General features: G+C 73.1%; 21 protein-coding genes. 10 read left to right on the forward strand and 11 right to left on the reverse strand.

What is annotated here, in order from left to right:
• Positions 1-53 precede the first annotated feature (53 nt).
• From BJ971_RS11730 to BJ971_RS11740, 3 genes are all read right to left on the reverse strand, one after another.
• Positions 54-1,238 carry a S8 family peptidase gene (locus tag BJ971_RS11730; protein WP_184992426.1) on the reverse strand — a complete coding sequence of 395 codons (1,185 nt, stop codon included), beginning with the start codon at positions 1,236-1,238 and terminating at the stop codon, positions 54-56.
• Positions 1,239-1,320: 82 nt separating this feature from the next.
• Positions 1,321-2,487, reverse strand: a complete 1,167-nt coding sequence (locus BJ971_RS11735) for an acyl-CoA dehydrogenase family protein (protein ID WP_184992427.1) — start codon at positions 2,485-2,487, stop codon at positions 1,321-1,323.
• A 29-nt stretch (positions 2,488-2,516) separates the two neighbouring features.
• Positions 2,517-3,431 carry a LysR family transcriptional regulator gene (locus tag BJ971_RS11740; RefSeq protein ID WP_184992428.1) on the reverse strand — a complete coding sequence of 305 codons (915 nt, stop codon included), beginning with the start codon at positions 3,429-3,431 and terminating at the stop codon, positions 2,517-2,519.
• Between the two features lie 129 nt (positions 3,432-3,560).
• On the opposite strand from BJ971_RS11740, the gene BJ971_RS11745 reads away from it, so the two are divergent.
• From BJ971_RS11745 to BJ971_RS11785, 9 genes are read left to right on the forward strand one after another with little or no spacing between them, the layout of a single operon-like run.
• Positions 3,561-4,949, forward strand: coding sequence for an LLM class flavin-dependent oxidoreductase (locus BJ971_RS11745; protein ID WP_184992429.1), 1,389 nt, complete (start codon positions 3,561-3,563; stop codon positions 4,947-4,949).
• On the forward strand, positions 4,946-6,349 hold the full coding sequence (locus BJ971_RS11750) for an LLM class flavin-dependent oxidoreductase (protein ID WP_203709055.1): 1,404 nt from the start codon (positions 4,946-4,948) through the stop codon (positions 6,347-6,349). Before BJ971_RS11745 ends, BJ971_RS11750 begins: the two co-directional genes overlap by 4 nt.
• A 23-nt stretch (positions 6,350-6,372) precedes the next feature.
• On the forward strand, positions 6,373-8,007 hold the full coding sequence (locus tag BJ971_RS11755) for an ABC transporter substrate-binding protein (protein ID WP_184992431.1): 1,635 nt from the start codon (positions 6,373-6,375) through the stop codon (positions 8,005-8,007).
• A gap of 7 nt (positions 8,008-8,014) precedes the next feature.
• The gene (locus BJ971_RS11760; RefSeq protein ID WP_184992433.1) at positions 8,015-8,959 is read left to right on the forward strand and encodes an ABC transporter permease; all 945 of its coding nucleotides are present in this window, start codon (positions 8,015-8,017) and stop codon (positions 8,957-8,959) included.
• Positions 8,956-9,813, forward strand: coding sequence for an ABC transporter permease (locus BJ971_RS11765; protein ID WP_184992435.1), 858 nt, complete (start codon positions 8,956-8,958; stop codon positions 9,811-9,813). The genes BJ971_RS11760 and BJ971_RS11765 overlap by 4 nt, the downstream gene beginning before the upstream one ends.
• Positions 9,810-11,492 (forward strand): dipeptide ABC transporter ATP-binding protein, encoded by a 1,683-nt coding sequence (locus tag BJ971_RS11770; protein ID WP_184992437.1) that lies wholly within the window; start codon positions 9,810-9,812, stop codon positions 11,490-11,492. The genes BJ971_RS11765 and BJ971_RS11770 overlap by 4 nt, the downstream gene beginning before the upstream one ends.
• The gene (locus tag BJ971_RS11775; protein WP_239087107.1) at positions 11,489-12,700 is read left to right on the forward strand and encodes an SfnB family sulfur acquisition oxidoreductase; all 1,212 of its coding nucleotides are present in this window, start codon (positions 11,489-11,491) and stop codon (positions 12,698-12,700) included. The genes BJ971_RS11770 and BJ971_RS11775 overlap by 4 nt, the downstream gene beginning before the upstream one ends.
• 3 nt (positions 12,701-12,703) lie before the next feature.
• Complete coding sequence (locus BJ971_RS11780) at positions 12,704-13,870, forward strand: LLM class flavin-dependent oxidoreductase (protein ID WP_184992439.1); 1,167 nt, start codon at positions 12,704-12,706, stop codon at positions 13,868-13,870.
• Positions 13,867-14,373, forward strand: a complete 507-nt coding sequence (locus BJ971_RS11785) for a flavin reductase family protein (RefSeq protein ID WP_184992441.1) — start codon at positions 13,867-13,869, stop codon at positions 14,371-14,373. The genes BJ971_RS11780 and BJ971_RS11785 overlap by 4 nt, the downstream gene beginning before the upstream one ends.
• Before the next feature lie 36 nt (positions 14,374-14,409).
• Here BJ971_RS11785 and BJ971_RS11790 read toward each other — a convergent pair whose 3' ends face one another.
• Positions 14,410-15,018, reverse strand: coding sequence for a helix-turn-helix transcriptional regulator (locus BJ971_RS11790; protein WP_184992443.1), 609 nt, complete (start codon positions 15,016-15,018; stop codon positions 14,410-14,412).
• 36 nt (positions 15,019-15,054) lie between these two features.
• Here BJ971_RS11790 and BJ971_RS11795 point away from each other — a divergent pair, with 36 nt between their 5' ends.
• Positions 15,055-15,210, forward strand: a complete 156-nt coding sequence (locus BJ971_RS11795; RefSeq protein WP_184992445.1) for a hypothetical protein — start codon at positions 15,055-15,057, stop codon at positions 15,208-15,210.
• 22 nt (positions 15,211-15,232) lie between these two features.
• On the opposite strand, the gene BJ971_RS11800 is transcribed toward BJ971_RS11795, so the two are convergent.
• Genes BJ971_RS11800 through BJ971_RS11830 form a run of 7 tightly spaced genes read right to left on the reverse strand, consistent with a single transcriptional unit; the run spans position 15,233 to position 22,232 of the window.
• Positions 15,233-16,357, reverse strand: a complete 1,125-nt coding sequence (locus BJ971_RS11800; RefSeq protein WP_184992448.1) for an outer membrane protein assembly factor BamB family protein — start codon at positions 16,355-16,357, stop codon at positions 15,233-15,235.
• A gap of 52 nt (positions 16,358-16,409) precedes the next feature.
• Entirely contained in the window at positions 16,410-17,771 is a 1,362-nt protein-coding gene (locus BJ971_RS11805; RefSeq protein ID WP_203709056.1) for a hypothetical protein, read from the reverse strand.
• Between the two features lie 2 nt (positions 17,772-17,773).
• A complete protein-coding gene (locus BJ971_RS11810; protein WP_239087108.1) occupies positions 17,774-18,748 on the reverse strand; it encodes a branched-chain amino acid ABC transporter permease in 975 nt (324 codons plus the stop codon).
• The gene (locus BJ971_RS11815; protein WP_184992452.1) at positions 18,745-19,605 is read right to left on the reverse strand and encodes a branched-chain amino acid ABC transporter permease; all 861 of its coding nucleotides are present in this window, start codon (positions 19,603-19,605) and stop codon (positions 18,745-18,747) included. The genes BJ971_RS11810 and BJ971_RS11815 overlap by 4 nt, the downstream gene beginning before the upstream one ends.
• Positions 19,602-20,270 (reverse strand): ABC transporter ATP-binding protein, encoded by a 669-nt coding sequence (locus BJ971_RS11820; protein WP_184992454.1) that lies wholly within the window; start codon positions 20,268-20,270, stop codon positions 19,602-19,604. The genes BJ971_RS11815 and BJ971_RS11820 overlap by 4 nt, the downstream gene beginning before the upstream one ends.
• Positions 20,263-21,045 (reverse strand): ABC transporter ATP-binding protein, encoded by a 783-nt coding sequence (locus BJ971_RS11825; RefSeq protein WP_184992456.1) that lies wholly within the window; start codon positions 21,043-21,045, stop codon positions 20,263-20,265. Before BJ971_RS11825 ends, BJ971_RS11820 begins: the two co-directional genes overlap by 8 nt.
• Entirely contained in the window at positions 21,042-22,232 is a 1,191-nt protein-coding gene (locus BJ971_RS11830) for an ABC transporter substrate-binding protein (protein ID WP_239087109.1), read from the reverse strand. The genes BJ971_RS11825 and BJ971_RS11830 overlap by 4 nt, the downstream gene beginning before the upstream one ends.
• Positions 22,233-22,257 lie beyond the last annotated feature (25 nt).

The raw sequence follows: 22,257 nt of genomic DNA on the forward strand, positions 1-22,257 counted from the left end.
CAAAGCCCGGCCCCGGGTGCACCGGGGCCGGGCCGTGGCCTGCGTGATTCGGGTCAGTTGGAGAGGGTTGCGGTGTAGAGCAGCCGGTTCGGCGAGCCGCTGCCCGGGCTGGTCACCAGCCCGGTGGTGGCGGCGGCGACGATCGCGCTGTTTGTGGTCGCCACCGACGCGCCGGGGTGTGCGGCGAGGTAGAGCGCGGCCGCGCCGGCGACGTGCGGCGAGGAGAACGAGGTGCCGCTGCCGGTGTAGGTGGCGGTGTTGCTGGTGCGCCAGGCCGAGGTGATGTCGACGCCGGGTGCGAACAGGTCCAGCACGGCGCCGTAGTTGGACCAGGACGCCCGGGCGTCGGTGCGGCCGGTGGCGCCGACGGTCAGCGCCTCGGTGACCCGGGCGGGCGAGGTGTTCGCGGCGTTCACCCCGGAGTTGCCGGCCGCGATCGCGTACGGGATGCCGGCGCTGATGGACCGCCTGACCGCGGCGTCCAGGGTGGAGCTGGCGCCGCCGCCGAGACTGAGGTTCGCGACCGACCGGCCGGGCACCGCGTTGGCGGTGACCCAGTCGATGCCGGCGATGACCCCGGCGGTGGTGCCCGACCCGTTGTTGTCCAGGACGCGGACGCCGACGACGTTCGCGCCCTTGGCGACGCCGTAGGTCCGGCCGACGGCGACCCCCGCGACGAACGTGCCGTGCCCGTTGCCGTCCTGCGCCACGTTGTCGCCCTCGACGGCGTCGTAGCCGTAGCTCGCCCGGCCGCCGAAGTCCTGGTGGCCGACGGTGATGCCGGTGTCGACGACGTAGACGGTGACGCCGGCGCTGGGTCCGTAGGTGTACGTCTGGCTCAGCGGCAGGTTCCGCTGGTCGGCGCGGTCCAGGCCCCACGGCGCCGCGGTCTGCGTGTCGCTGATCCGCACGGCCTGGTCGGCCTCGACGGAGGCCACCGCGGGGTCGGCGGCCAGCCGCGCGGCCTGCCGGGGGCTCAGCCGCGCGGTGTAGCCCTCGATCGCGTGGCCGAAGACGCGGCCGACGGTGCCGCCGTAGCGCTGGGCGAGCCGGCCGGCGCGGGCCGCGTCGACCTGCGTGCCGTCCTTGAGCACGACGAGGTAGCTGCCGGCGACCGCGGAGGGGCTGTCGGCGTGCAGGACCGTTCCGGTCGGCTCGGCGGCGATCGCGGGCGCCGCGCCGGCGACGGCGAGCGCGGTGCCGGCGAGCGCGGCGGCGAGGGTGGCGGTGTGACGCATGTGTTCCTCCTGGCCTTCGGCGTCCGGGTGACGCCTGAGGAAGACGCTAGGCAGGAACCATTGATTGATGATCAACGATACGTTAGGGCTTTGCGAAGCCGAGACTCGGCGCCACCGCATTGACATGCCAGTCGCCGACGAGGCGCTCCTTGTAGATCCGCGGGTTGTGCGAGGCGATCGTGCGTGCGTTGCGCCAGTGCCGGTCGAGCTGGGTGTCCGCGTCGAGCGCGGACGAGCTGAGCGCGTCGTACAGCAGCGTGGTGGCCTGGAGCACCAGCTCGGTGACGGCGACCTGCGCCTCGTAGACGACGACCGTCGCCGCGTGCACCCCCTCGGGGTCGATGCCGGCTATCGCCTCGTCCGCGACGGGATCGAGCGCGCGGGCCGCGGTGAGCACCGCGGCCTCGGCGGCGTAGGCGTACGCGGCGACCTTGCCGACGACCGCGAGGACCTGTGCGTCCTCGCGGGCGGTCGCCCCGACGCCGTGCCGGTACGCCCTGGTGCGGTTGCGGACGGCCGCGACGAGGTCGCGCTGGGCCGCGCGGGCGATGCCCGCGAGCGTCGCGAGGTGCACCAGCTGGTAGACCGCGTCCTGGTAGGGCGCGCGTTCGAGGAACGGGAAGGTGCCGACGTCGTCGACGGCGACCCCGGTGAAGCGGGCGGTCCCGCTGCCCGTGGTGCGCTGGCCGATGCCCGGCCAGTCGTCGACGACCTCCACGCCGGGTGCCGTCGCGGGCACGACGGCGATGACATGCTCGTCGCCCCGCTTCGCCGCGACGCTGATCCAGTCCGCGAAGAGGCTGCCGGTGCTGTAGTACTTCGTCCCGGTGAGCAGGCCGGCCTGCGACAGCACGGTGTTCTGCTCGCCGAAATCGGTGCCCCGCTCCGACCAGGCGCCGCCGACCACGGCCCCGCCCGCGATCACCTTGCGCCAGTGGTCGTTGCTGCCGTCCGCCGCGGGTTGCAGCCGGTCCTCGACGAACGCGATGTGGTTGCGCCAGATCTGCGGCAGGTTGGAGTCGGCGGCGCCGAGGTGGATCAGCACCTCGAAGAACGTGGCCAGGCTCACGCCGCGCCCGTGCTCGCCGGGCGGGCAGCGCAGGGCGCCGAACCCGGCCTCCGCCAGCGCCCGCACCTCGTCGCGGGGCAGCGTCCGCCCGCGCTCCCGCGCGGCCGCGGTGTCGCCGATCTGCTCGAGGATCGGAGCGAAGCGTTCGAGCAGTTCGGCGGTGGTCTGTGCCTCGGTCATGACTCTCCCTGTGCCGGATGGGTCGGTGGTCAGGCGGTGCGGGCGGGCAGGGGCCGCCCGGCCCGCTCGCGCAGGTGTGTCAGCAGCTGGAGCACGGCCGGCTGCACCCGGGTCTGGCGGCGGTGCAGCGCCGTCATGGTGATGACCGTGGTGTCGCCGACCAGCGGCCTGGTCACGATCAGCCCGGCACGTTCGAGCGGATCACCGAGCACGCTGTAGTCGGGCAGGACGGTGAGCCCGATGCCCTCGGCGACCATCATCTTGCCCATCTCGGCGCCGTCGGTGGAGTGCCAGGCGGCCGGCAGATCGGAGCCGAAGAGCCGGTGCGCGAACCGGTACATCAGGTAGCCGGAGCGCATCGCGACGAAGCGCTCCCCGCGCAGGTCGTCGGCCGAGACCGCGGCCCGCGCTGCGAGGGGGTGCCCGGCCGGCAGGACCGCCGCGGGGCGGCCGGCGAGCAGGGCGGTGGCCTCCAGGTCGGGCGGCACGTCGTCGCCGTCGAGCAGGTTGACCAGGCCGAGGTCCAGGTTGCCCTCGGACAGCGACACGTGGATCTCGTCCTGCTGGAGGTTGCGCACCTCGACGGCGGAGCGGCCGTTCTCCGCCTGGAAGGCGCGCAGGGCGGGCAGGACGAGCGAGGCCGTGCCCGCGTTGACGGTGCCGATCCGCAGCAGCCGCCGGGTCGCCAGCTGGTCGCCGGCGGCGGCCTTGAGCCGCTCGACCGACTCCAGCACGTCGACGATCGGCTGGAGCAGTTCGCGGCCGGCGAGGCTGATCCGCGCGCCGGAGCGGTGCCGGTCCAGCAGGGTGACGCCGAGCTCGCGTTCGAGCTTGCGGATGGCCTCGCTGATGGCCGGCTGGGAGACGTGCAGCTGGTCGCTGGCGCGGCGCAGCGAGCCGTAGCGGGTGACGGCGGCGAGGTACTCGAGCTGCTCTATGCGCATTGCTGACTCCGGAGGGTGATCGGGGGCGGCGTGGGGGCGATCGGTAACGCCTTCCATTCGACGTCTTGCGCTGCCATAACCCACAAAGCCTATATTCCCCGTAGGGATTAAGTCGATCCGGAGATGCGCATGCCTGATAGACCACTGCATTTCGCCGCGTTCGTGATGAACACGGCGAGCCATATCATCCAGGGGACCTGGCGCCGCCCGACCGCGCGCCAGGCCGACTTCAACCGGCTCGACCTCTGGGTCGACCTCGCGAAGACCCTCGAGCGCGGCGGGTTCGACGCGATCTTCTTCGCCGACGTCGTCGGGCTGTACGCGCCCTACCGCGGCGACGAGCGCAAGTACGTCGAGGTCGGCCTCCAGGTACCGAGCAACGATCCGTCGGTCCTGGCCAGCGCCATCGCGTACGCCACCGAGCACCTCGGCATCGCGTTCACGGCCTCCATCCTCCAGGAGCACCCGTTCAACTTCGCCCGCCGGATCTCCACCCTCGACCACGCCAGCGACGGCCGGGTGGCGTGGAACATCGTCACCAACTACCTGCCCAACGCCTCGCGCAACTTCGGGCACGACGGCCTGACCAAGCACGACGAGCGCTACGCCTGGGCCGACGAGTACGTCGACGTCGGGTACAAGCTGTGGGAAGGATCATGGGAGGAAGACGCGCTGCTCCAGGACCGGGAAACCGGGGTGCACGCGGACTACGACAAGATCCACCGGATCGATCACGTCGGCCCGCGCTACCGGGTGGAGGGCCCGCACCTGGTCAGCCCGTCGCCGCAGCGCACGCCGCTGCTCTTCCAGGCCGGCGCCTCCGAGGCGGGCCGCACCTTCGCCGCGAAGAACGCCGAGGCGGTCTTCATCGTGGCGCCCAACGTCGAGGCCGCGGCCCGGGACACCGCCGACATCCGGGCGCGCGCCGTCGCGCACGGGCGCGCGCCGGACGACCTCAAGTTCTTCCAGGGGCTGCACTTCGTCGTCGGCTCCACCGAGGAGGAGGCGAGACGCAAGAGCGACGAGCTCGATCAGTGGATCGACTACGACGCCCAGCTCTCGCACATGTCCGGCGCGGTCGGCATCGACTTCGGCCACGAGGACCTCGACCGGCCCGTCGGTGAGCTGAAGACCGAGGGCGTCCAGTCGATCCTCGGCTGGATCAAGGACCTGGTGACCGACCGGGAGCCGACCCTGCGCGACGTCGCGCACTACACCTCGCACAACGGCCGGATCACCGGAACGCCCGAGCAGATCGCCGACCGGCTCGCGCAGTGGCGCGACGCCGGCGTCGACGGGATCAACGTGGTCAACGCCGAGATCCCGGGCAGCTACGTGGAGTTCGTCGACCACGTCATCCCGGTGCTGCGCGAGCGCGGCCTGGCCCGGCGCGAGTACGTCGAGGGCACGCTGCGCCACAAGCTCTTCGGCCGCGGCGACCGGCTGCCCGACACCCATCCCGCCGCCCGCTACCGCGGCGCGTTCGCGCCCGTCGCGGCCGGGGGAGACCGGTCGTGAGCACGAAGAAGCGCCTCATCCTCAACCTCTTCGAGATGAACTGCGTCAGCCACATCACCCACGGGCTGTGGCGGCTGCCCGGCAACAACCGCGAGCGGTTCAACGACATCGAGTACTGGACCGAGCTGGCCGTGCTGCTCGACGAGGGCGGCTTCGACGCGGTCTTCCTGGCCGACGTCGTCGGCACCTACGACGTGTTCCGCGGCTCGGCGGCCACCGCGATCCGCGAGGGCCTCCAGATACCCAACAACGACCCCGCGTCGGTGGTGCCGGCCATGGCGGCGGTGACCAGACACCTCGGCTTCGGCATCACCTTCTCCACGACCTACGAGCCGCCGTTCGCGTGGGCACGCCGGGCCAGCACCCTCGACCACCTCACCAAGGGCCGGGTGGGCTGGAACATCGTCACGTCGTACCTGCCCAACGCCGCCCGCAACTTCGGGCACGACGGCGAGGTCGAGCACGACAAGCGGTTCGAGATCGCCGACGAGTACCTCGACGTCCTCTACAAGCTCTGGGAAGGCTCGTGGGACGACGACGCGATCGTCGCCGACCGCGAGGGCAACGTCTTCGCCGACGCCTCGCGGATCCGCCCGATCCACCACGAGGGCCAATGGTTCAAGGTGGAGGGGCCGCACCTGCCCTCGCCCAGCCGGCAGCGGACCCCGGTCCTGTTCACGGCGACCGCCAGCGCGGCGGGCACGAAGTTCGCCGGCAAGCACGCCGAGGTCGTCTTCACCGGCGGACCCACCGAGGAGAGCCTGCGCAAGACCATCGCCGGCATCCGGGAGGCGGCCGTCGCGGCCGGCCGGCGGGCCGAGGACGTCCGCTTCGTCAGCATCGCCGGTGTGATCGTGGCGCCGACCGAGTCCGAGGCAAAGGCCAAGCTCGCGCACTACCAGGAGCTGGCCAGCCGGGACGGCTACCTGGCACACACCAGCCTGCCCTGGGACCCGACCGCACTGCCGCCGGAGGCGAAGCTCAAGGACGTCACCGACACCGAGGGCGGGGTCGGCCGCTGGCGGGTCTTCGACCCCGAGCAGACCGTCGGCGAGTTCCTCGGCGGCTTCGGCGACCTGGGCCGCCAGCCGCTGCTCGCCGTCGGCGACCCCGAACAGGTGGCCGACGAGATCGAGCGCTGGCTCGACGAGGTCGGGCTCGACGGGATCAACCTGCTCCAGTACCACTCGCCCGACACCGCCCGCGACTTCATCGAGTACGTCGTGCCCGTCCTGCGGCAGCGAGGCCGCCTGCGCCGCGACTACGACGAGCACGAGACCCTGCGCGACCGCATCTTCGGCGCGGGGGACCGGCTGCCCGACCGGCACCACGCCGCCCGCTACCGCGGCGGGGCGAACCTGCCGGTCAGCGGCATCGCCGACCCCGTACTCAGCGCCTGACACCCCTGGAAGGAAATACACACATGACCAGATTGAGACGACGCGCGGCCCTGGCCGGCGCCGCCCTGCTCGCCGGCGGCGCGCTGGCCGCGTGCGGCGACAACGCCGGCACGGCCGGCGGCGGCACACCGACCACCGGCGGCACGATCATCTACGGCCACGTGCAGGAGCCGCCGTGCATCTTCGGCGGCTGGATCCAGCAGGCGTACATCTCCCGCCAGGTGCTCGACGGGCTCGTCGCCATGGCCGACGACGGCGGCATCAAGCCGTGGCTGGCCACCGAGTGGAAGGCGTCGCCGGACGGCACGAAGTACACCTTCACCCTCAAGGACGGCGTGAAGTTCACCGACGGTACGCCGGTCGACGCCGCGGCGGTCGCCTGGAACTTCGACTACTGGGAGAACCACGGCGGCAACAGCACCGCGAAGGTGTCAATCGACCCGTACTACAAGGCCGCCAAGGCGCTGGACGCCACCCACGTCGAGATCAGCCTGAACAAGCCGTACCCGCCGTTCCTTCCGCTCATCACGCAGGGCTACTTCGGCATCCAGTCGCCGACGGCGTTCAAGAGCCGTACCGAGAAGGAGAACTGCGAGAAGCCGATCGGCTCGGGCGGCTTCGTGGTCAAGGAATGGAAGCACGGCGAGGAGGTCGTGCTCACCAAGAACCCCGCGTACGCGTCCTGGCCGGCCACCGCCAAGCACGAGGGCCCGGCGATCGTCGACGAGGTGCGCTGGAAGTTCGTGGCCGACGGGGTGTCCCGGTACGCCTCGCTGAGCACCGGCGAGTCGCACGTCGTCTACGAGGTGCCGACGGTGAACTGGAAGGACGCGGAGTCGAAGTACCAGACCATCCGCTACATCACGCCCGGCAAGCCGGTGTCCTTCTACATCAACACCAAGGTCGGGCCGTTCAGCGACAAGCTGGTCCGCCAGGCGTTCGCCTACGGCGCGGACCGGAAGTCGGCGGTCGAGGCGGGCTTCCACGGCGTGATCCCGTACGAGGGGAACCCGGCGGTCAGCCAGGCCACCCCGGGCTATGACGCCGAGGTCGCCAAGGCGTACGCCTACGACCCCGCCAAGGCCGGCCAGCTGCTCGACCAGGCCGGCTGGACGGCGCGCAACGCCGCCGGGGTCCGCACTAAGAACGGCGCGCCGCTGACCATCAAGCTCGTGTACGGCGCCGGGTTCATCTTCACCCAGGAGGGCTCGACGGTCCTTCAGGTGCTCCAGGAGCAGTGGAAGCAGATCGGCTTCGAGGTCAAGCTGATCCCGGCGACGCAGGCCGAGCTCTGGGGCGGCAAGTACTCCGACCCGAGCACCTTCGACGCGACGCCGTCGTACTGGACCAGCCCCAGCTCGGCGATCCTGTGGATCGTCTGGCGCCCGTCCACGCCGGACAACCCGAACTTCAGCAACCGGTCCTTCTTCAACAACGAGACGCTGTCGCAGACCATCCAGCAGGCCAACACCGAGGCGGAGGCCGCGAAGGCGAACGCGCTGTACGGGCAGGCACAGAAGATCATCCAGGACGACGCGGCGGGCATCGGGCTCTACACCCAGAACTCCACGTATGCGGTCGCCCGGAACCTCAAGGACGTCTGGCTCGAGAAGAGCCAGGGTGAGCCGGTCTTTTCCGACGCCTACTTCACCAAGTGAGGCGGCGATGAACCAGGTGTGGCGGATCGCGGTCAAGGTGGCGGCGTCGGTCGCCGTCATCCTGGCCGCCGCCTCGGTCACCTTCTTCGCCCAGCTGGCGGTGCCGGGCGACCGGGCGACGGCGCTGATGAACCTGCAAACCGGGCAGGAGAAGCTGTGGACGGCCGAGGAGCTGGCGCCGCTGAACGAGAGGTTCGGCTTCGACGACCCGATCCTCGTGCAGTACCTGCACTACCTGACCGGGCTCTTCCAGGGCGACCTCGGCACGTCGTACACGCAGAAGCGGCCGGTGGCCGACGTGATCGGCGGGCAGTTGCCGCCGAGCCTGATCCTGACCGTCGCGGCGCTGGCGGTCGCCTGGCTGCTGGCGCTCGGGATGACCCTGCTGACGGTCAAGCGTGGCCGGTTCCTCTCCGGCCTCGGCAGCGCGTGGGAGGCGCTGACGGCCAGCCTGCCGCACTACTGGGTCGGCGTCGTCCTGCTCGTGGTCTTCGCGGTCCAGCTCCGGATGTTCCCGATCATCGGGGGCACCAGCGCGTGGGGCTCGGTCCTGCCGGTGCTGACGCTCGCGATACCGCTCGCCGGATTCCTCGGCCAGGTGACCCGCGACGAGTTCGTGCAGGTGCTGCGGCAGCCGTTCGTGACGACGGCACGCAGCCGGGGGATGTCCGACCTGGGCGTACGGCTGCGGCACGTGCTGCGGCACGCGGTACTCCCGGCGATCACGCTCTCCGGGTGGGCGCTCGGCGCGCTGGTCTCGGGCGCCGTCATCACCGAGAACATCTTCGGCCGGCCGGGAATCGGGCAGGTGCTGGTCACCGCGGTCAACACCCGCGACCTGCCCACCGTGTCGGGCATCGTGCTGGTGGTCGCGGCCATCTACGTGGTGGCCAACCTGCTGGTCGACCTGGCCTACGCGGTGGTCGACCCGCGGCTGGCGGGTGCGCGATGAGCGTGCTCTCCTGGCCGCTGACGGCCCGGTCGCTGCCGTGGCGCGACCGGCTGCCCTCCCTCGGCACGGCGCTGTCGCTGCTGGTCGTCGGGCTCGTGCTGGTCGCGGCGATCGCGCCCGGCCTGCTCACCGACCGCAGCCCGACGGCGATCGACCTGCACTCGACCCTGCTCGCGCCGTCCTGGCAGCACCCGTTCGGCACCGACGACGCCGGCCGGGACCTGCTCACCCGGGTCATTCACGGCTCGCGCCAGTCGCTGGCGATCGGCCTCGGCGCGACCGCGCTGGCGTTCCTGATCGCCGCCGTGCTGGGGTTCACCGCGGCGCTGTCCGGCGGCGTGGTCGACGCGGTCATCACCCGCGTCATCGAGGTCGCCTTCGCCTTCCCGGCGCTGCTGCTCGGGCTGCTGGTCATCACGATCCGCGGGCCGTCGCTGGCCACCGAGATCGTCGCGGTCGGCATCGGGTCGGCGCCCGGCTACGCCCGGATGGTCCGGGGCCAGGTGCTCGCGGTACGCCAGGCCGGCTTCATGGAGGCGGCGTCGGCGCTCGGGCACCGGCGGTTCCCGATCTGGCGCCGGCACCTGTTCCCGAACGCCATGCGGCCGCTCGTCGCGGTCGTCACCCTCGGCATCGGCCAGTCGATCGTGTGGGCCTCCGGGCTGTCGTTCCTCGGCCTCGGCGTGCCGCCGCCGAGCCCGGAATGGGGTGCGCTGCTCGACGCGGGCCGCCTGCACATCACCACCTCCTGGTGGCTGGAGATCCTGCCCGGCCTGGTGATCGTCCTGGTCGCGCTCTCGGTGACCGCGCTCGGCCGTACCCTGCAGAACAGACTCGGAGGAGCCTCCCGATGACCACTCTGGACTACCGGGAAGACCTGCTGGACCGCCGCGACGGCGATCCCGGCGCGGCCCTGCTGCGCGTCGAGAACCTGCGGGTGTCGTTCGGGGGCACCGAGGTCGTCAAGGGCATCTCGTTCACCGCCCGGCCGGGCGGCTGCCTTGTCATCGTCGGCGAGTCCGGGTCCGGCAAGAGCGTGACCGCCCGCACCCTGGTCGGCCTGACCGGCGCCGGCAGCCGGGTCAGCGCGGACCGGATCGACCTCGCCGGCACCGACCTGCTGCGCACCTCCGAGCGGGCCTGGCGCGGCGTGCGCGGCAGCCGGATCGGCTTCGTCCTCCAGGACGCCCTCGTCTCGCTCGACCCGCTCCGCCGGGTCGGGCACGAGGTGGCCGAGCCGCTGCGGCTGCACGGCTGGGGCACCCGCGCCGGCCGGTCCGCGAAGGCGATCGAGCTGCTCGGCTCCGTCGGCGTGCCGGAGCCGGAGGTGAAGGCGGCGCAGCGGCCGTACGAGCTCTCCGGCGGACTGCGCCAGCGGGCCCTGATCGCCTCGGCGATCGCGCTGGCGCCACCGCTGCTGATCGCCGACGAGCCGACCACCGCGCTCGACGTCACGGTGCAGGCGCAGGTGCTCGACCTGCTCGCCGCCTCGAAGGAGCGGGGCACCTCGATCATCCTGATCAGCCACGACCTGTCCGTGGTGGCCCGGATGGCCGACGAGGTCGCCGTCATGCGCGACGGCGAGATCGTCGAGCACGGCCCCGCCGAGCAAGTGCTGCGCGATCCGCGGCACGAGTACACCCGCAAGCTGCTCGACGCGATCCCGTCCGAGCACACCCGGGGCGCCAGCCTCACCCGCCCGGCCGCCGGCGCCGCGCCGGCGCCGCGTACCCGCCGGCCGGTCGAGACGGACCGGCCCGTCCTGCAAGGCCGCAACCTCGCCAAGGTCTTCCGCGGCCCCGACAAGGTGGACCGCCGAGTGGTCGACGACGTCTCCTTCGACCTGTACGGCGGGGAGACGCTCGGCGTCGTCGGCGAGTCCGGCTCCGGCAAGACCACCCTGGCCCGCATGGCGCTGGCCATCCTGGCCGCCACCGAGGGCGAGGTGCTGCTGAACGGCGAGCCGTGGTCGGCGCTGTCGCCGGCCCGGCGCCGCCCGCTGCGCAAGCAGATCGGCGTCGTCTATCAGGACCCGCTCAGCTCGTTCGACCCGCGCTGGTCCGTCGGCCGGGTCCTCGCCGACGCGCTCGCGACCGCCGCCCGGCCGCCGAGTTCGAGGGCGGAGGCGCGCGAGCGCTCCGTACGCCTGCTCGAACAGGTCGGCCTCCACGAGCGGCACCTGAGCGCGGCGCCGCTGCGCCTGTCCGGCGGGCAGCGGCAGCGGGTCGCCATCGCCCGGGCGCTGGCGCCGCAGCCGTCGATCCTGGTCTGCGACGAGCCCGCCTCGGCGCTCGACGTCTCGGTGCAGGCGCAGGTGCTGGACCTGCTCACCGACCTACAGGACGAGCTCGGCGTGAGCTACCTGTTCATCTCCCACGACCTGGGGGTCATCCATCACATGAGCGACCGGATCCTGGTCATGAAGGACGGCCGGGTCGTCGAGCACGGCACCGCCGCCGACGTCTTCGAACGGCCGCAGCACCCGTACACGCGCCGGCTGCTCACCGCCGTGCCGCGGCTGGGGTCGGCGTGACGAGCCCCGGGACGCTGGCGCCCAGCGCCGTTCCGCGGCTCGCGCCGGCCGAGGCGGTCACGCTCGCCGCGGGGCTCGCCGCCGGCTTCGCCCGCGACGCGGCCGAGCGCGACGCGCACCGCGTCCTCCCGCTGGCCGCGCTGGACCTGCTCAGCGGGTCCGGCCTGCTGGCGATCACCATTCCCACCCGGTACGGCGGTGCCGGCCTGCCCGTGGAGACCGTCGTCGAGGTGATCCGGCTGCTGTCGGCCGCCGACCCGAACATCGGCCAGATCCCGCACAGCCACTTCGTCTACGTCAACCAGCTACGCCTGCAAGGCACCGAGGCGCAGCAGCGGCGGCTGTTCGGCGAGGTGCTCGCCGGCCGGCGCTTCGGCAACGCGCAGTCCGAGGCCGGCACCAAGCACGTGCGCGACATCCGGACCACGCTGACCGCCGCCGCGCCCGGGCACTGGCGGCTCAACGGCGACAAGTTCTACGCCACGGGCGCGCTGCTGGCGCACCGGATCCCGGTGCTGGCACACCTGGGTCTCGACGGCCCGCTGCACGTCGCCTGGGTGGACCGGCACGCCGAGGGCGTCGAGGTCGTCGACGACTGGAACGGCCTGGGCCAGCGGACCACCGCCAGCGGCTCCGTGCTGCTGCGCGACGTCGCGGTGCCCGACGAGCTCATCACGCCGTTCGCGGTCACCTTCGACGGCCCGCAGACCTACGGCGCGTTCGCGCAGGTGCTGCACGCGGCGATCGACGCCGGCATCGCCCGCGCGGCGCTCACCGACGCCGCGGCGTTCGTGCGCGAGAAGAGCCGCCCCCACCCGGACGCGAAGGTGGAGCGGGCCGCCGACGATCCCCTCGTGGTGCGGGCGTTCGGGGAGATCGAGCTGGCCGTGCGGGGGTCCGAGGCGCTGCTGGGCGAGGCGGCCCGGGCCATCGACCGGGCCGACGGCGACCTGACGGCGGATTCCGCGACCGCCGCGTCCCTCGCCGTCGCCGCGGCGCGGGCGGCCACCACACACGCGGCCCTCGAGGCGAGCAGCCGGCTGTTCGAGGTGGCCGGCACCCGCTCCGCCGCCGCCGGGCTCGGCCTGGACCGGCACTGGCGCAACGCCCGCACGCACACCCTCCATGATCCCGCCGCCTGGAAGATCCAGCACCTCGGACGCTGGGCCGTCGACGGAACCCCACCCCCCAACCACGGACAGGTGTGAGCCATGACCGATCTGAAGTTCCACTGGTTCCTGCCCACCAACGGCGGCGACGGCCGAAACATCGTCGGCGGCGGACACGGCACCCCGGCCGGCTCGGGCGGGCGGCCCGCCTCGGTCGCCTACCTCGGCCAGATCGCCCGGTCGGCCGAGCAGCTCGGCTTCGAGGCGGCGCTGACACCGACCGGCGCCTGGTGCGAGGACGCCTGGATCACCACCGCGATGCTGAGCAGCGTCTCCGAGCGGCTGAAGTTCCTCGTGGCGTTCCGGCCCGGCCTGGTGTCGCCGTTCCTTGCCGCGCAGATGGCCGGCACCTTCCAGAACCTCTCCGGCGGCCGGTTGCTGCTCAACGTGGTCACCGGCGGCGAGAGCCACGAGCAGCGGATGTACGGCGACCACCTGGACAAGGACGCCCGCTACGAGCGCTGCGGCGAGTTCCTCGACATCGTCCGCGCGCTGTGGTCGGGCAAGCCCGTCGAGGTCGAGGGCAAGTACTACCACCTGTCCGACGCGGTCCTGTCCCAGCGCCCCGATCCGCTGCCGGGCGTCTACTTCGGCGGGTCGTCGCCCGCGGCGCTCGACGTGGCGGCCCGGCACGCCGACGTCTACCTGACCTGGGGCGAGCCGCCCGCCGCCGTCGGCGAGAAGGTGCGCCGGGTGCGTGAGCTCGCCGAGCGGCAGGGCCGGGACCCCGCCTTCGGCCTGCGGGTGCACACCATCGCCCGGGACACCGCCGAGGAGGCCTGGGCCGAGGCCGGCCGGCTGCTGGCCGGCATCTCCGACGAGCAGATCCGCGAGGTGCAGGCCGGGCTGCGCCGCAGCGAGTCCGAGGGCCAGCGGCGGATGCTCGACCTCAACGGCGGCTCCCGGGACTCGCTGGAGATCCATCCGAACCTGTGGGCCGGCGTCGGGCTGGTGCGCGGCGGCGCCGGCACCGCGCTGGTCGGCAGCCACCGGCAGATCGCGGACCTCGTCGAGCAGTACGTCGAGGTGGGCGTCACGGAGTTCGTGCTATCCGGGTACCCGCACCTCGAGGAGGCGTACCGCTTCGGCGAGGGCGTGCTGCCCGAGCTGTCCCGCCGCGGGCTCTGGCGGCATCCGGCGCCCGGCCGGCAGGCGGCCGCCGCCGTGCCGTTCGGCGCCGCCCCGACCGCGGGGGCGGGTGCCGCGTGACCACCCTGCGCACCAACCAGGACCTGTCGCACGAGCGGCTGCGCGAGGTCTTCGGCATCTTCCCCAGCGGCGTGGTGGCCGTCGCCGCCCTCGTCAACGGGGTGCCGGTCGGCCTGGCGGCGAGCTCGTTCACCTCGGTGAGCCTCGATCCGCCCCTGGTGTCGTTCTCCATCGCCAACAGGTCGAAGACGTGGCCCGACCTGCGCCGCGCGGAGCAGCTCGGCGTCACCATCCTGGCCGACCACCACTCCGCGGTGGCGCGCCAGCTGGCCGGCGCCGTCGACCGGCGGTTCGACGGGCTGTCGCTGACCGCGTCGGCGCAGGGCGCGGTCACCCTCGACGACGGCCTGGCCCAGTTCGACACCACCGTCCACGACGAGGTGCTCGCCGGCGACCACACCATCGTGCTGCTGCGCCTGCGCGCGGTCCGCCACGCCGGGCGGGCCGACCCCTCGCCGCTGGTCTTCCACCGCAGCCGGTTCGGCCGTCTTCAGCCCGGCTGATCCTCGCCGCCGGTCGGATCGGCTCCTCGCCGCCGGTCAGATCAGCCCGAGCTCGCGGGCCCGGCGGATCGCCTCGCCGCGCCGGGTCGCCGCCAGCTTGCGCAGCACGCCGCGGATGTGCGTCCGGACGGTGTTCACGGACACGAACATCGCCTGGGCGATCTCCTCGGTGGAACGCAGCTGGCTGAGGTATCCGAGCACCTCGCCCTCCCGGGCGGTCAGGGCCTCGAAGACCGGGGCCGTTGCCGTCGGCGGCGCCGCCTCGGCGGTGCCGAGCCAGGCGTGCCGCTCGGCGAGCGCCGGCTCCTCCCGGAGCAGGCGGCGCACCGGGGCGGGCGCCTCCAGCAGCGACCGGCGCAGCCGCTCGGGCTTCGCCGCCCGCAGCGCCCGCAGCAGGGCCTGGTGCGCGCGATCGGGGTTGTTGTCGGCCAGCTCCGCGCCGGTCGTGATGAGCCAGCAGTCGACGCGCACGTCGAGGGGCAGGCGCGGGCTGCGCAGCAGGGCCGCCACGCGATCGCGGGCGGTGCGGCCGTCGCCCGCGGCCAGCGCCGCGCTCGCCTGTGCGAGCACGTGGCGCGGGGTGCGGCCGCCCGGCCCGGGTGGCCGGCCGGCGTCGAGCAGGGAGTCACGGGCGACCCGGAGCACCTCGGCCAGCCAGGGTGGCCACGGGCCGGCCCGCGGGTGCGGGCGCTGTTCGAGGGCGTCGACGGCCTGCGCCAGCTGGCCGTGCGGGGCCGGCGACTGTTCACGCCGACCGAGGTCGCCCTCTGCATCCTGATCGTGGCCGCCGGAATCACCGGCGTCGTCGGCCTCTGGACCGGTTTCATCGCCATCTGACGCGACAGGGGATCGATTGCGTCTACCTCGACCGGGCATCGGCCGGGGCGAAGGCGACGATCTTCTCCAGGAGGGCCTTGGTGAAGACGCGGCCGCCGCCGACGGCGACGTCGCCGACGCTGGGCCGGCCCCAGATCCGGACCCGGCTCAGTACGGCGCCGTTCGAGGCGCGCATCGCGATCAGGTACGCCGCGCCGCGCCGGGTCGGCGATTGCTGGAAGTAGACGACGCCGCCGTCGACGGTGAGCGTCGTCCGTGGATGGATCGCGCTCCACCAGCGGCGGCGGCCCGTCAGGTCGTAGGCCGCGAGGCGCTGCCCCGAGGTCGTGAAGATCCCGTATCGGCTGGGGTAGGCGGCGGTGTATCCGGCGTCCTCGCCGGCCCACGCCGGGCTGCCGTCCGTGACCCGGTAGGCCCGCAGCGAGCCGTCCGCGACGTAGGCGTGCGTGTCGTCCACCGCGATGCCGCCGCCCTCGGCGGGCCGCGACCACAGCCGCTCGCCGGTGCCGGTGTCGAGGACGGTCAACGTGTCGGTCCGCACGGCCACCTGGCCGGCGGCGGCGGCGAGCTTGAGGTATCCGCCGGGCAACCGGTACGACCAGGCCGGGCGCCCGTCGTCGGCATGCCAGGCGAAGACGGTGTTGTGGTCGCACTCGACGTCGCACCCGGACTTGGACGCGGTGATCAGGTAGGCGCCCGCCCGCAGCGGCGGATGCGGGAACAGCTCGCCGGGCTGGTTCCGGCTCCACAGCACCCGGCCGTCCGGGTGGAAGGCCCACAGCCGCGTCTCCTCGCGGAAGGTGGTGACGAAGAGCGAGCGCCCGTCCGCGACCGGCGGATACCCGGCGATCGACTCGACCGCGCCGGTGGCGAACGGCAGGCGCCGCCCGGTGCCGGCATCGCGGCGCACCACCCGGATGAGCGAACGGAGCTTCTCCGGGTCGGCGACGCCCTCGACGTGGTAGGTCGAGCCGGCCAGATAGACCGGCGCGGTCTGAATACCCGCGGCGGCGGGACCGGCGGCCCAGGCCAGGCGCAGCCGGGCGGCTCCGGCGGCGTCGGGCCCGGTGGCCGGAGCCGCACCGGCGGGTGCGGCTCCGGCGACGAGGGTCAGGCAGGCGACGGCCGCCGCCGCGATCTTGTACATGGTCGTAGGATCGCCGCCCGCGCGGGAAACGACCCGAGGGCGCGCGGGGCGGTCACCCGGGGAGGTGCCGATCGTTGACGAAACGGCCCGGCCGGTGGTGGACGAAGGCGGGGGTGTCGCCCAGGCCGAGGGCGCCGGCGTCGGCCTGGAGGTGCCGGGCGGTGGCGGCGGCGTCCCAGCGGCCGGTGACCGCGCGGTGCTCGACGGCCCGGACGGCGGCGATGATCTCGCTCGGGGTGAAGGCGCAGTGGCCGCGGCGGTTCACGTAGGCCTGGCGCAGCAGTCCGCGGTCGCCGGCCGCGCGCACCTGGCGGGCGTACCGCTCCTCGACCTCGACGGGTGCGAGCTGGTCGTAGAGGGTGTGCATTGTCAGGTTCGGCACGTCGAGGTGCCCGCTGAGCGTCGAGGTGCGGGCCAGGGACCGGACCGCGGGCGGGTCGGCGCGGACGGCGGCGTTCCGGGTGAGGTCGGCGAGGTCGGCGCGCAGGTCCAGCCCGGCGGTGCGGTAGAGGGCGCGGACGGTGTCGCGGTGCGGGGAGCGGGCCATCAGCGCCGCGTAGTCGACGCCGGTGTTCCAGGAGGCGTTCCCGCCGGCGGAGAGCTCGATGAAGTACCGCGACGGCATGATGAACGGCAGCGTCGCGACGAGCCACTCGTACTGGGCGGCGGCGATGCCCTCGGCGTCGCCCGGCGCGGGCGGCTCGGCCTGGCCGCCGGACCAGGTGGGCATGTTCAGCAGCGCGGTGGCCAGCGCGACCCGGGCGCGTCCGGCGGCATCGGCCCGGGCGGCGGTGGCGGTGGCGGACAGCTGGGCCGCCGCCGCGGCGCCCTCGGCGGGCGCGGTGTAGCCGACGAGCTTGGCCGGCTGTTCGGGGCGCAGCAGCCGGTTGAGCGCGTATTCGCCGTCGAGCTGGTAGTTGTTCAGGTCGATGCCGCCGGCCATGAGGCCGCAGGTGGAGACGGCGCCGTCGAGCCGGTGCCCGCCGATCTGGGCCTCCTGGCCGCTGACCAGGCCGCCCATCGAGGTGCCGAGGGCGAGGGTGAGGCGGGGGCGGCCGATGATCCGGGTGATCGCGGCGAGGCTCTCGAACTGGTCGCGGGTGGCGCTCTTCAGCGCCCAGAGGGAGCCGTTCGGGTCGTACGAGGAGCCGACGAGTGCGTAGCCGCGGTCCAGCATGGCCTGCTGCACCGCGGGGCTCGGCGCGTCGGCGGCCGCGAGCGTGCCGAAGCCGTGGCTGTACAGCACGAGGGTGCCGTTCCAGTCGGCGGGCACGTCGGCGACCCAGCTGCCGCCGTCGCGCAGGACGCCGGTGTGGTGGGTCGTGGTGGCCGGTGCGGCGGTGGCGATGCCGGGCGAATGCCCCGCGATGAGGGTGGCGGCGAGCAGGAGAGCGGTGGCGAGTCTTCGGATCACGGTTACCTCCGGGTTCGGACGGGGCGGTGCCACGGCCACCACTTCCGCAGGGCCGGCACCAGGCCGTGCGGCAGGAAGAGCACGACGAGCACGAGCAGGACCGCGTAGACGGCGTACGAGAGCACGCTTGGCGCGTAGCTCGGCATGCCGGGGCGGGTGCCGAAGTCGGTGAGCAGCTGGACCAGGAGCGTGACGGCCGCCGCGCCGAACAGGCCGCCCCAGATGGTGCCGAGCCCGCCGACGACGGCCATCACGACGAACTGCACCGAGAGCAGGACCGGGAACGAGCCGGGCGCGAGGTAGCCGACGTAGAAGGCGTAGACGCCGCCGGCCAGGCCGGCGAAAGCGGCCGAGACCGCGAAGACGAGCAGCCGGTACCGGCCGACGGGCACCCCGCTGGCCGCGGCGGCGGTCTCGCTCGTGGCGAGGGCCCGCAGCCCCCGGCCGGTGCGCGAGGACATCACGTTGTGCGCCACCACCATCGTGACGGCGACGCCGGCCCAGGTGAGGTAGGCGTAGTCGATGTCCCGGTCGAGCTCGACCCCGGCGATCGAGAGGTGCGGGATGCCTTGCAGGCCGATGGCACCGCCGGCCCAGGTGGCGTCGCCGAGCAGGGACAGCAGGATGAGTTGCAGCGCGAGGGTGGCGAAGGCGAGCTGGTGGCCGCGCAGCCGCAGGATCGGCACGCCGACGACGAGCGCGACCGCCGCGGCCACGGCCGGCGCGGCGAGCAGGCCCAGCAGCGTCGGCCCGCCGTGCACGCCGATCAGCCCTGCCGCGTACCCGCCGAGGGCGTAGAAGGAGGCCTGCCCCAGCGACACCTGGCCGGCGTAGCCCATCAGCATCGACAGGCCGATGGTGACCATGGCGGCGAGGCCGAGCAGGACGTAGAGGGTCAGGTGGTCGTCGCGCAGCGCCAGCGGCAGCGCCAGCGTGGCGGCTGCGGTCAGCACCGTGCCGGGCCGCGGTGTCGTCACGCCGTCTCCTCCTGGATCATCGGGCGGCGGGCGGCCTGTGCGATCAGCACGACGAGCATCAGCAGCAGCGCCACCTCGCTCTGGTACGAGGTGCTCAGGTAGCCCGCCACCATCGCCTGCGCCACGCCGAGCAGCAGTCCGCCGAGCAGCGTGGCGGCCGGCCGGGTGAGATCGCCGAGGATTGCCGCGGCGAAGCCGCTGACCACCAGGACGACGTCGCCGTCGAAGGTGACCTGCTGCACCGGGGTGACGAGCACGCCGGCCAGGCCGCCGAGCGCGCCGCCGATGACGAACGAGAGCAGGCCCATCCGCCGCACGTCGATGCCGACGATCCGGGCGGCGTACGGGTTCGCGGCCGAGGCGGTCAGCGCCTTGCCGAGGTCGGTGCGGGCGAACAGCAGCGCCATGGCGAGGAAGACCAGCGCCGAGGCGGCGATGATCAACAGGTAGTGGCTCTGCACCCGGGCGCCGAGCACGGTGACCGACGCGGGCAGCCCGGGGAACGAGCGCGGCTGATCGCCCCAGATGAGGATCTCCACCGCGTACGCGAACACCGCGACCCCGAGGGTGACGATGAGCGCCGACTGCGGGCTGGTGCCCGGCTTGCCGATCGCGGTCAGGCCGACCAGCAGCCCGACGAGTCCGGCCAGCGCGACGGCGAGCGCCTCGGCCAGGCCGTGCGGCACGCGCGCGCCCAGCAGCGACGAGACGGTCATCGCGGCGATGACCGCGAACGCGCCCTGCGCGAAGTTGACCACCCGGGTGACCCGGTAGATGACCACCAGGCCGCTGCCGATCAGCGCGAACGCGCACCCCACGCCGAGCCCCGTGATCAGGTACTGGAGAAAGGCGCTCATGCCGCGCCGCCCAGGTAGGCCGCGACCACGGCCGGGCTGGACGCGAGCTCCGCGGCGGAGCCGTGCGCGACCAGCCGGCCGGCCTCCAGCACGTACGCCCGCGAACACAGCTCCAGCGCGAGCCGCGCGTTCTGCTCGATCAGCAGCACCGCCAGCCCCTCCTCGGCGTTGAGCGCCCGCAGATGTGCGGCGAGGCCGGCGACGACAAGGGGCGCGAGCCCGAGCGACATCTCGTCGATGACCAGCGCCCGCGGGCGGCCCATCAGGGCCCGGCCCAGCGCCACCATCTGCTGCTGGCCGCCGGAGAGCAGGCCCGCGCGGCGCCGCCGGACGGGCTCCAGCTCGGGCAGGATCGCGTAGATCCGGCCGGTGCTCCGGTCGCGGTCGCGCCAGGCGCCCAGCCGCAGGTTGTCGTCGACGGTCAGGCTGCCGAACATCTGCCGGCCCTCCGGCACGTGCGCCAGCCGCCCGGTGACCGTTACCCGGCCGGACGCCGGCGACAGGATGCCGGAGAGCGTGTTGACCAGGGTGGACTTCCCTGCGCCGTTCGGCCCGATGAGCGCCACCATCTCCCCGGCCCGCACGCTGAGGCTGACCGCGTCCAGGGCCACCGCCGCCCCGTACCGCACGGTCAGCTCCTCCACCTCGATCACGGGGTCACTCATGCCCGTCCGCTCCGAGGTAGGCGTCGATGACGCGCTGGTCGGCGCGGATCGCCCGCGGCACGTCCTGCGCGATGACCCTGCCCAGGTCCAGGACCGTTATGCGGTCGGCGAGGCCGGTGACGAACGCGACGTCGTGCTCGACGAGCATCATCGTCAGCCCGCCGGTCCGCAGCTCCGCGATCAGCTCGGCGAGCGCGGCCCGCTCGGCGGCGCGCAGCCCGGACGCGGGCTCGTCGAGCAGCAGCAGCCGCGGCTGCCCGCAGAGCGCCCGGGCGACCTGGAGCGCACGCTGCTGGCCGAGCGGCAGCGCCTCGGCCGGACGGCCGGCCCAGTCGGCGAGGCCGACCCGGGCCAGCGCCTCGCGGGACCAGGCCAGGATCCGGCGCTCGTCGCGGGAGTGCCGGGGCAGGCGCAGCACCGCGCTGAGCGCGCCGGCCCGGGTCGCGGCGTGCGCGCCGACCATGACGTTCTCCAGCGCGGTCATGCCGCGGAACAGCCGCGCGCCCTGGAACACCATCGCGATCCCGGACCGGGCCCGGCGGTGCGGCGCGGCGCGGTCGATCCGGGCGCCGTCGTATGCGATGGTGCCGGAGCTGGCCCGCAGATGACCGCCGATCAGGCTGAACAGTGTGGACTTGCCGGCGCCGTTGGGGCCGATGACGCCGTGTGTCTCGCCCCGCGTGACGTCGACGTCGACGTCGCGCAGGGCGTACACGCCGCCGAACCTGCGGGAGACGCCCGCGACGCTCAGCAGTACGGGATCCGGGGCCGTCATCCGTTGGCGAGGCCGGCGAGCTGGGTGGTGGCCCAGTCGGTCGCCGTGAAGGCGCCGCCCTTGACCACGTTTATCGAGATGTATTTCGCCGACAGTCCGGAGTGGTCGGTGTCGCTGTACCGGTACGTGCCGTTCGGGGTCAGCAGGGTCAGGCCCGCCAGCGATTTCTGGATCTTCTCCGGGTCGGTGGAGTCCGCGTTCTGGATGGCGGCGGCCAGCAGCTTCGTGCCGGAGTAGCCGTCGGCGGCGAACTGTGGCGGCGCGTAGCCGTACTTCTGGGTGAACGGCACGGTGAGGTCGTTGACGGCCTGCTTCTGCGGGCCGTCGGGCAGTGCGTCGCCGACGACCGCCAGGGAGCTGGCCACGAAGATGCCCTCGGCCGCCGGCCCGGTCGGCTTGAGCCACAGGGTGCTGGCCTGCGCGCCGGTGAACATCAGGGGGATGTCGAGGCCGGCGCTGGCGTACTGCTTCGCGAAGGCCACCGACGGCGCGCCGGTCGCCCACACCACCAGCGCCTGCGCGCCGGAGGACCGGACGTGGTTGAGCACCGCGCTGAACTCGGTCGTCGTGGTCTGGAACTGCTCGGTGGCGACCAGCGTGATGCCGTACTGGGCCGCCTTGGCCTGCGTGCCGGCGAAACCCGCCATCGCGTAGGAGCTCTTGGTGTCGTAGGCGATCGCGACCTTCGTGTACTTCTGCGCCTGGTAGTACTGGAGGATCCGGTCGGCGTAGGTGCCCGACGTCGCGGGAACCACGAACACGTACGGGTGCACGGGGTTGACCTGCTCGTCCGCCGGGGTCAGCGACACATAGGGGATCTTCTCGCGATCGACCTGCGGGATGGTCGCCAGGGCCGAGTTGGAGAACGGCGAACCGAGCACACCCACCACGCCGTCGTCGGTGAGCTGGTTGAACGCGAGCACCGACTGATCCGGCGCGCTCTTGTCGTCCCGCACGGTCAGCTCGACCGTGCGTCCGAGCAGGCCGCCCTTGTCGTTGATCTGCTGGACCGCCAGCTCGACGGCCTTGCGGTCCTCGCTGCCCAGCGGCGCGTAGTTCCCGGTGAGCGAGGTGATCAGGCCGACTTTGACCGGGCCGCTGTCGCTGTCGCCCGAGGAATCGCCGCCGCACCCGGCGGCGGCCAGCGCCGCCACCAGGCCGATGAGGACAAAGGTTGGACGTCGCACGAGTACCTCCAGGCGAGGGCTGCGC

Origin of the sequence: Amorphoplanes digitatis (assembly GCF_014205335.1) — a bacterium.
Lineage (GTDB): Bacteria > Actinomycetota > Actinomycetes > Mycobacteriales > Micromonosporaceae > Actinoplanes > Actinoplanes digitatus.

Excerpts from the sequence above, each read along its gene's own strand:
- BJ971_RS11730 (WP_184992426.1), bottom strand. The coding sequence starts at position 1,238 with ATGCGTCACACCGCCACCCTCGCCGCCGCGCTCGCCGGCACCGCGCTC.
- BJ971_RS11735 (WP_184992427.1), bottom strand. The coding sequence starts at position 2,487 with ATGACCGAGGCACAGACCACCGCCGAACTGCTCGAACGCTTCGCTCCG.
- BJ971_RS11740 (WP_184992428.1), bottom strand. The coding sequence starts at position 3,431 with ATGCGCATAGAGCAGCTCGAGTACCTCGCCGCCGTCACCCGCTACGGC.
- BJ971_RS11745 (WP_184992429.1), top strand. The coding sequence starts at position 3,561 with ATGCCTGATAGACCACTGCATTTCGCCGCGTTCGTGATGAACACGGCG.
- BJ971_RS11755 (WP_184992431.1), top strand. The coding sequence starts at position 6,373 with ATGACCAGATTGAGACGACGCGCGGCCCTGGCCGGCGCCGCCCTGCTC.
- BJ971_RS11760 (WP_184992433.1), top strand. The coding sequence starts at position 8,015 with ATGAACCAGGTGTGGCGGATCGCGGTCAAGGTGGCGGCGTCGGTCGCC.
- BJ971_RS11765 (WP_184992435.1), top strand. The coding sequence starts at position 8,956 with ATGAGCGTGCTCTCCTGGCCGCTGACGGCCCGGTCGCTGCCGTGGCGC.
- BJ971_RS11770 (WP_184992437.1), top strand. The coding sequence starts at position 9,810 with ATGACCACTCTGGACTACCGGGAAGACCTGCTGGACCGCCGCGACGGC.
- BJ971_RS11780 (WP_184992439.1), top strand. The coding sequence starts at position 12,704 with ATGACCGATCTGAAGTTCCACTGGTTCCTGCCCACCAACGGCGGCGAC.
- BJ971_RS11800 (WP_184992448.1), bottom strand. The coding sequence starts at position 16,357 with ATGTACAAGATCGCGGCGGCGGCCGTCGCCTGCCTGACCCTCGTCGCC.
- BJ971_RS11815 (WP_184992452.1), bottom strand. The coding sequence starts at position 19,605 with ATGAGCGCCTTTCTCCAGTACCTGATCACGGGGCTCGGCGTGGGGTGC.
- BJ971_RS11820 (WP_184992454.1), bottom strand. The coding sequence starts at position 20,270 with ATGAGTGACCCCGTGATCGAGGTGGAGGAGCTGACCGTGCGGTACGGG.
- BJ971_RS11825 (WP_184992456.1), bottom strand. The coding sequence starts at position 21,045 with ATGACGGCCCCGGATCCCGTACTGCTGAGCGTCGCGGGCGTCTCCCGC.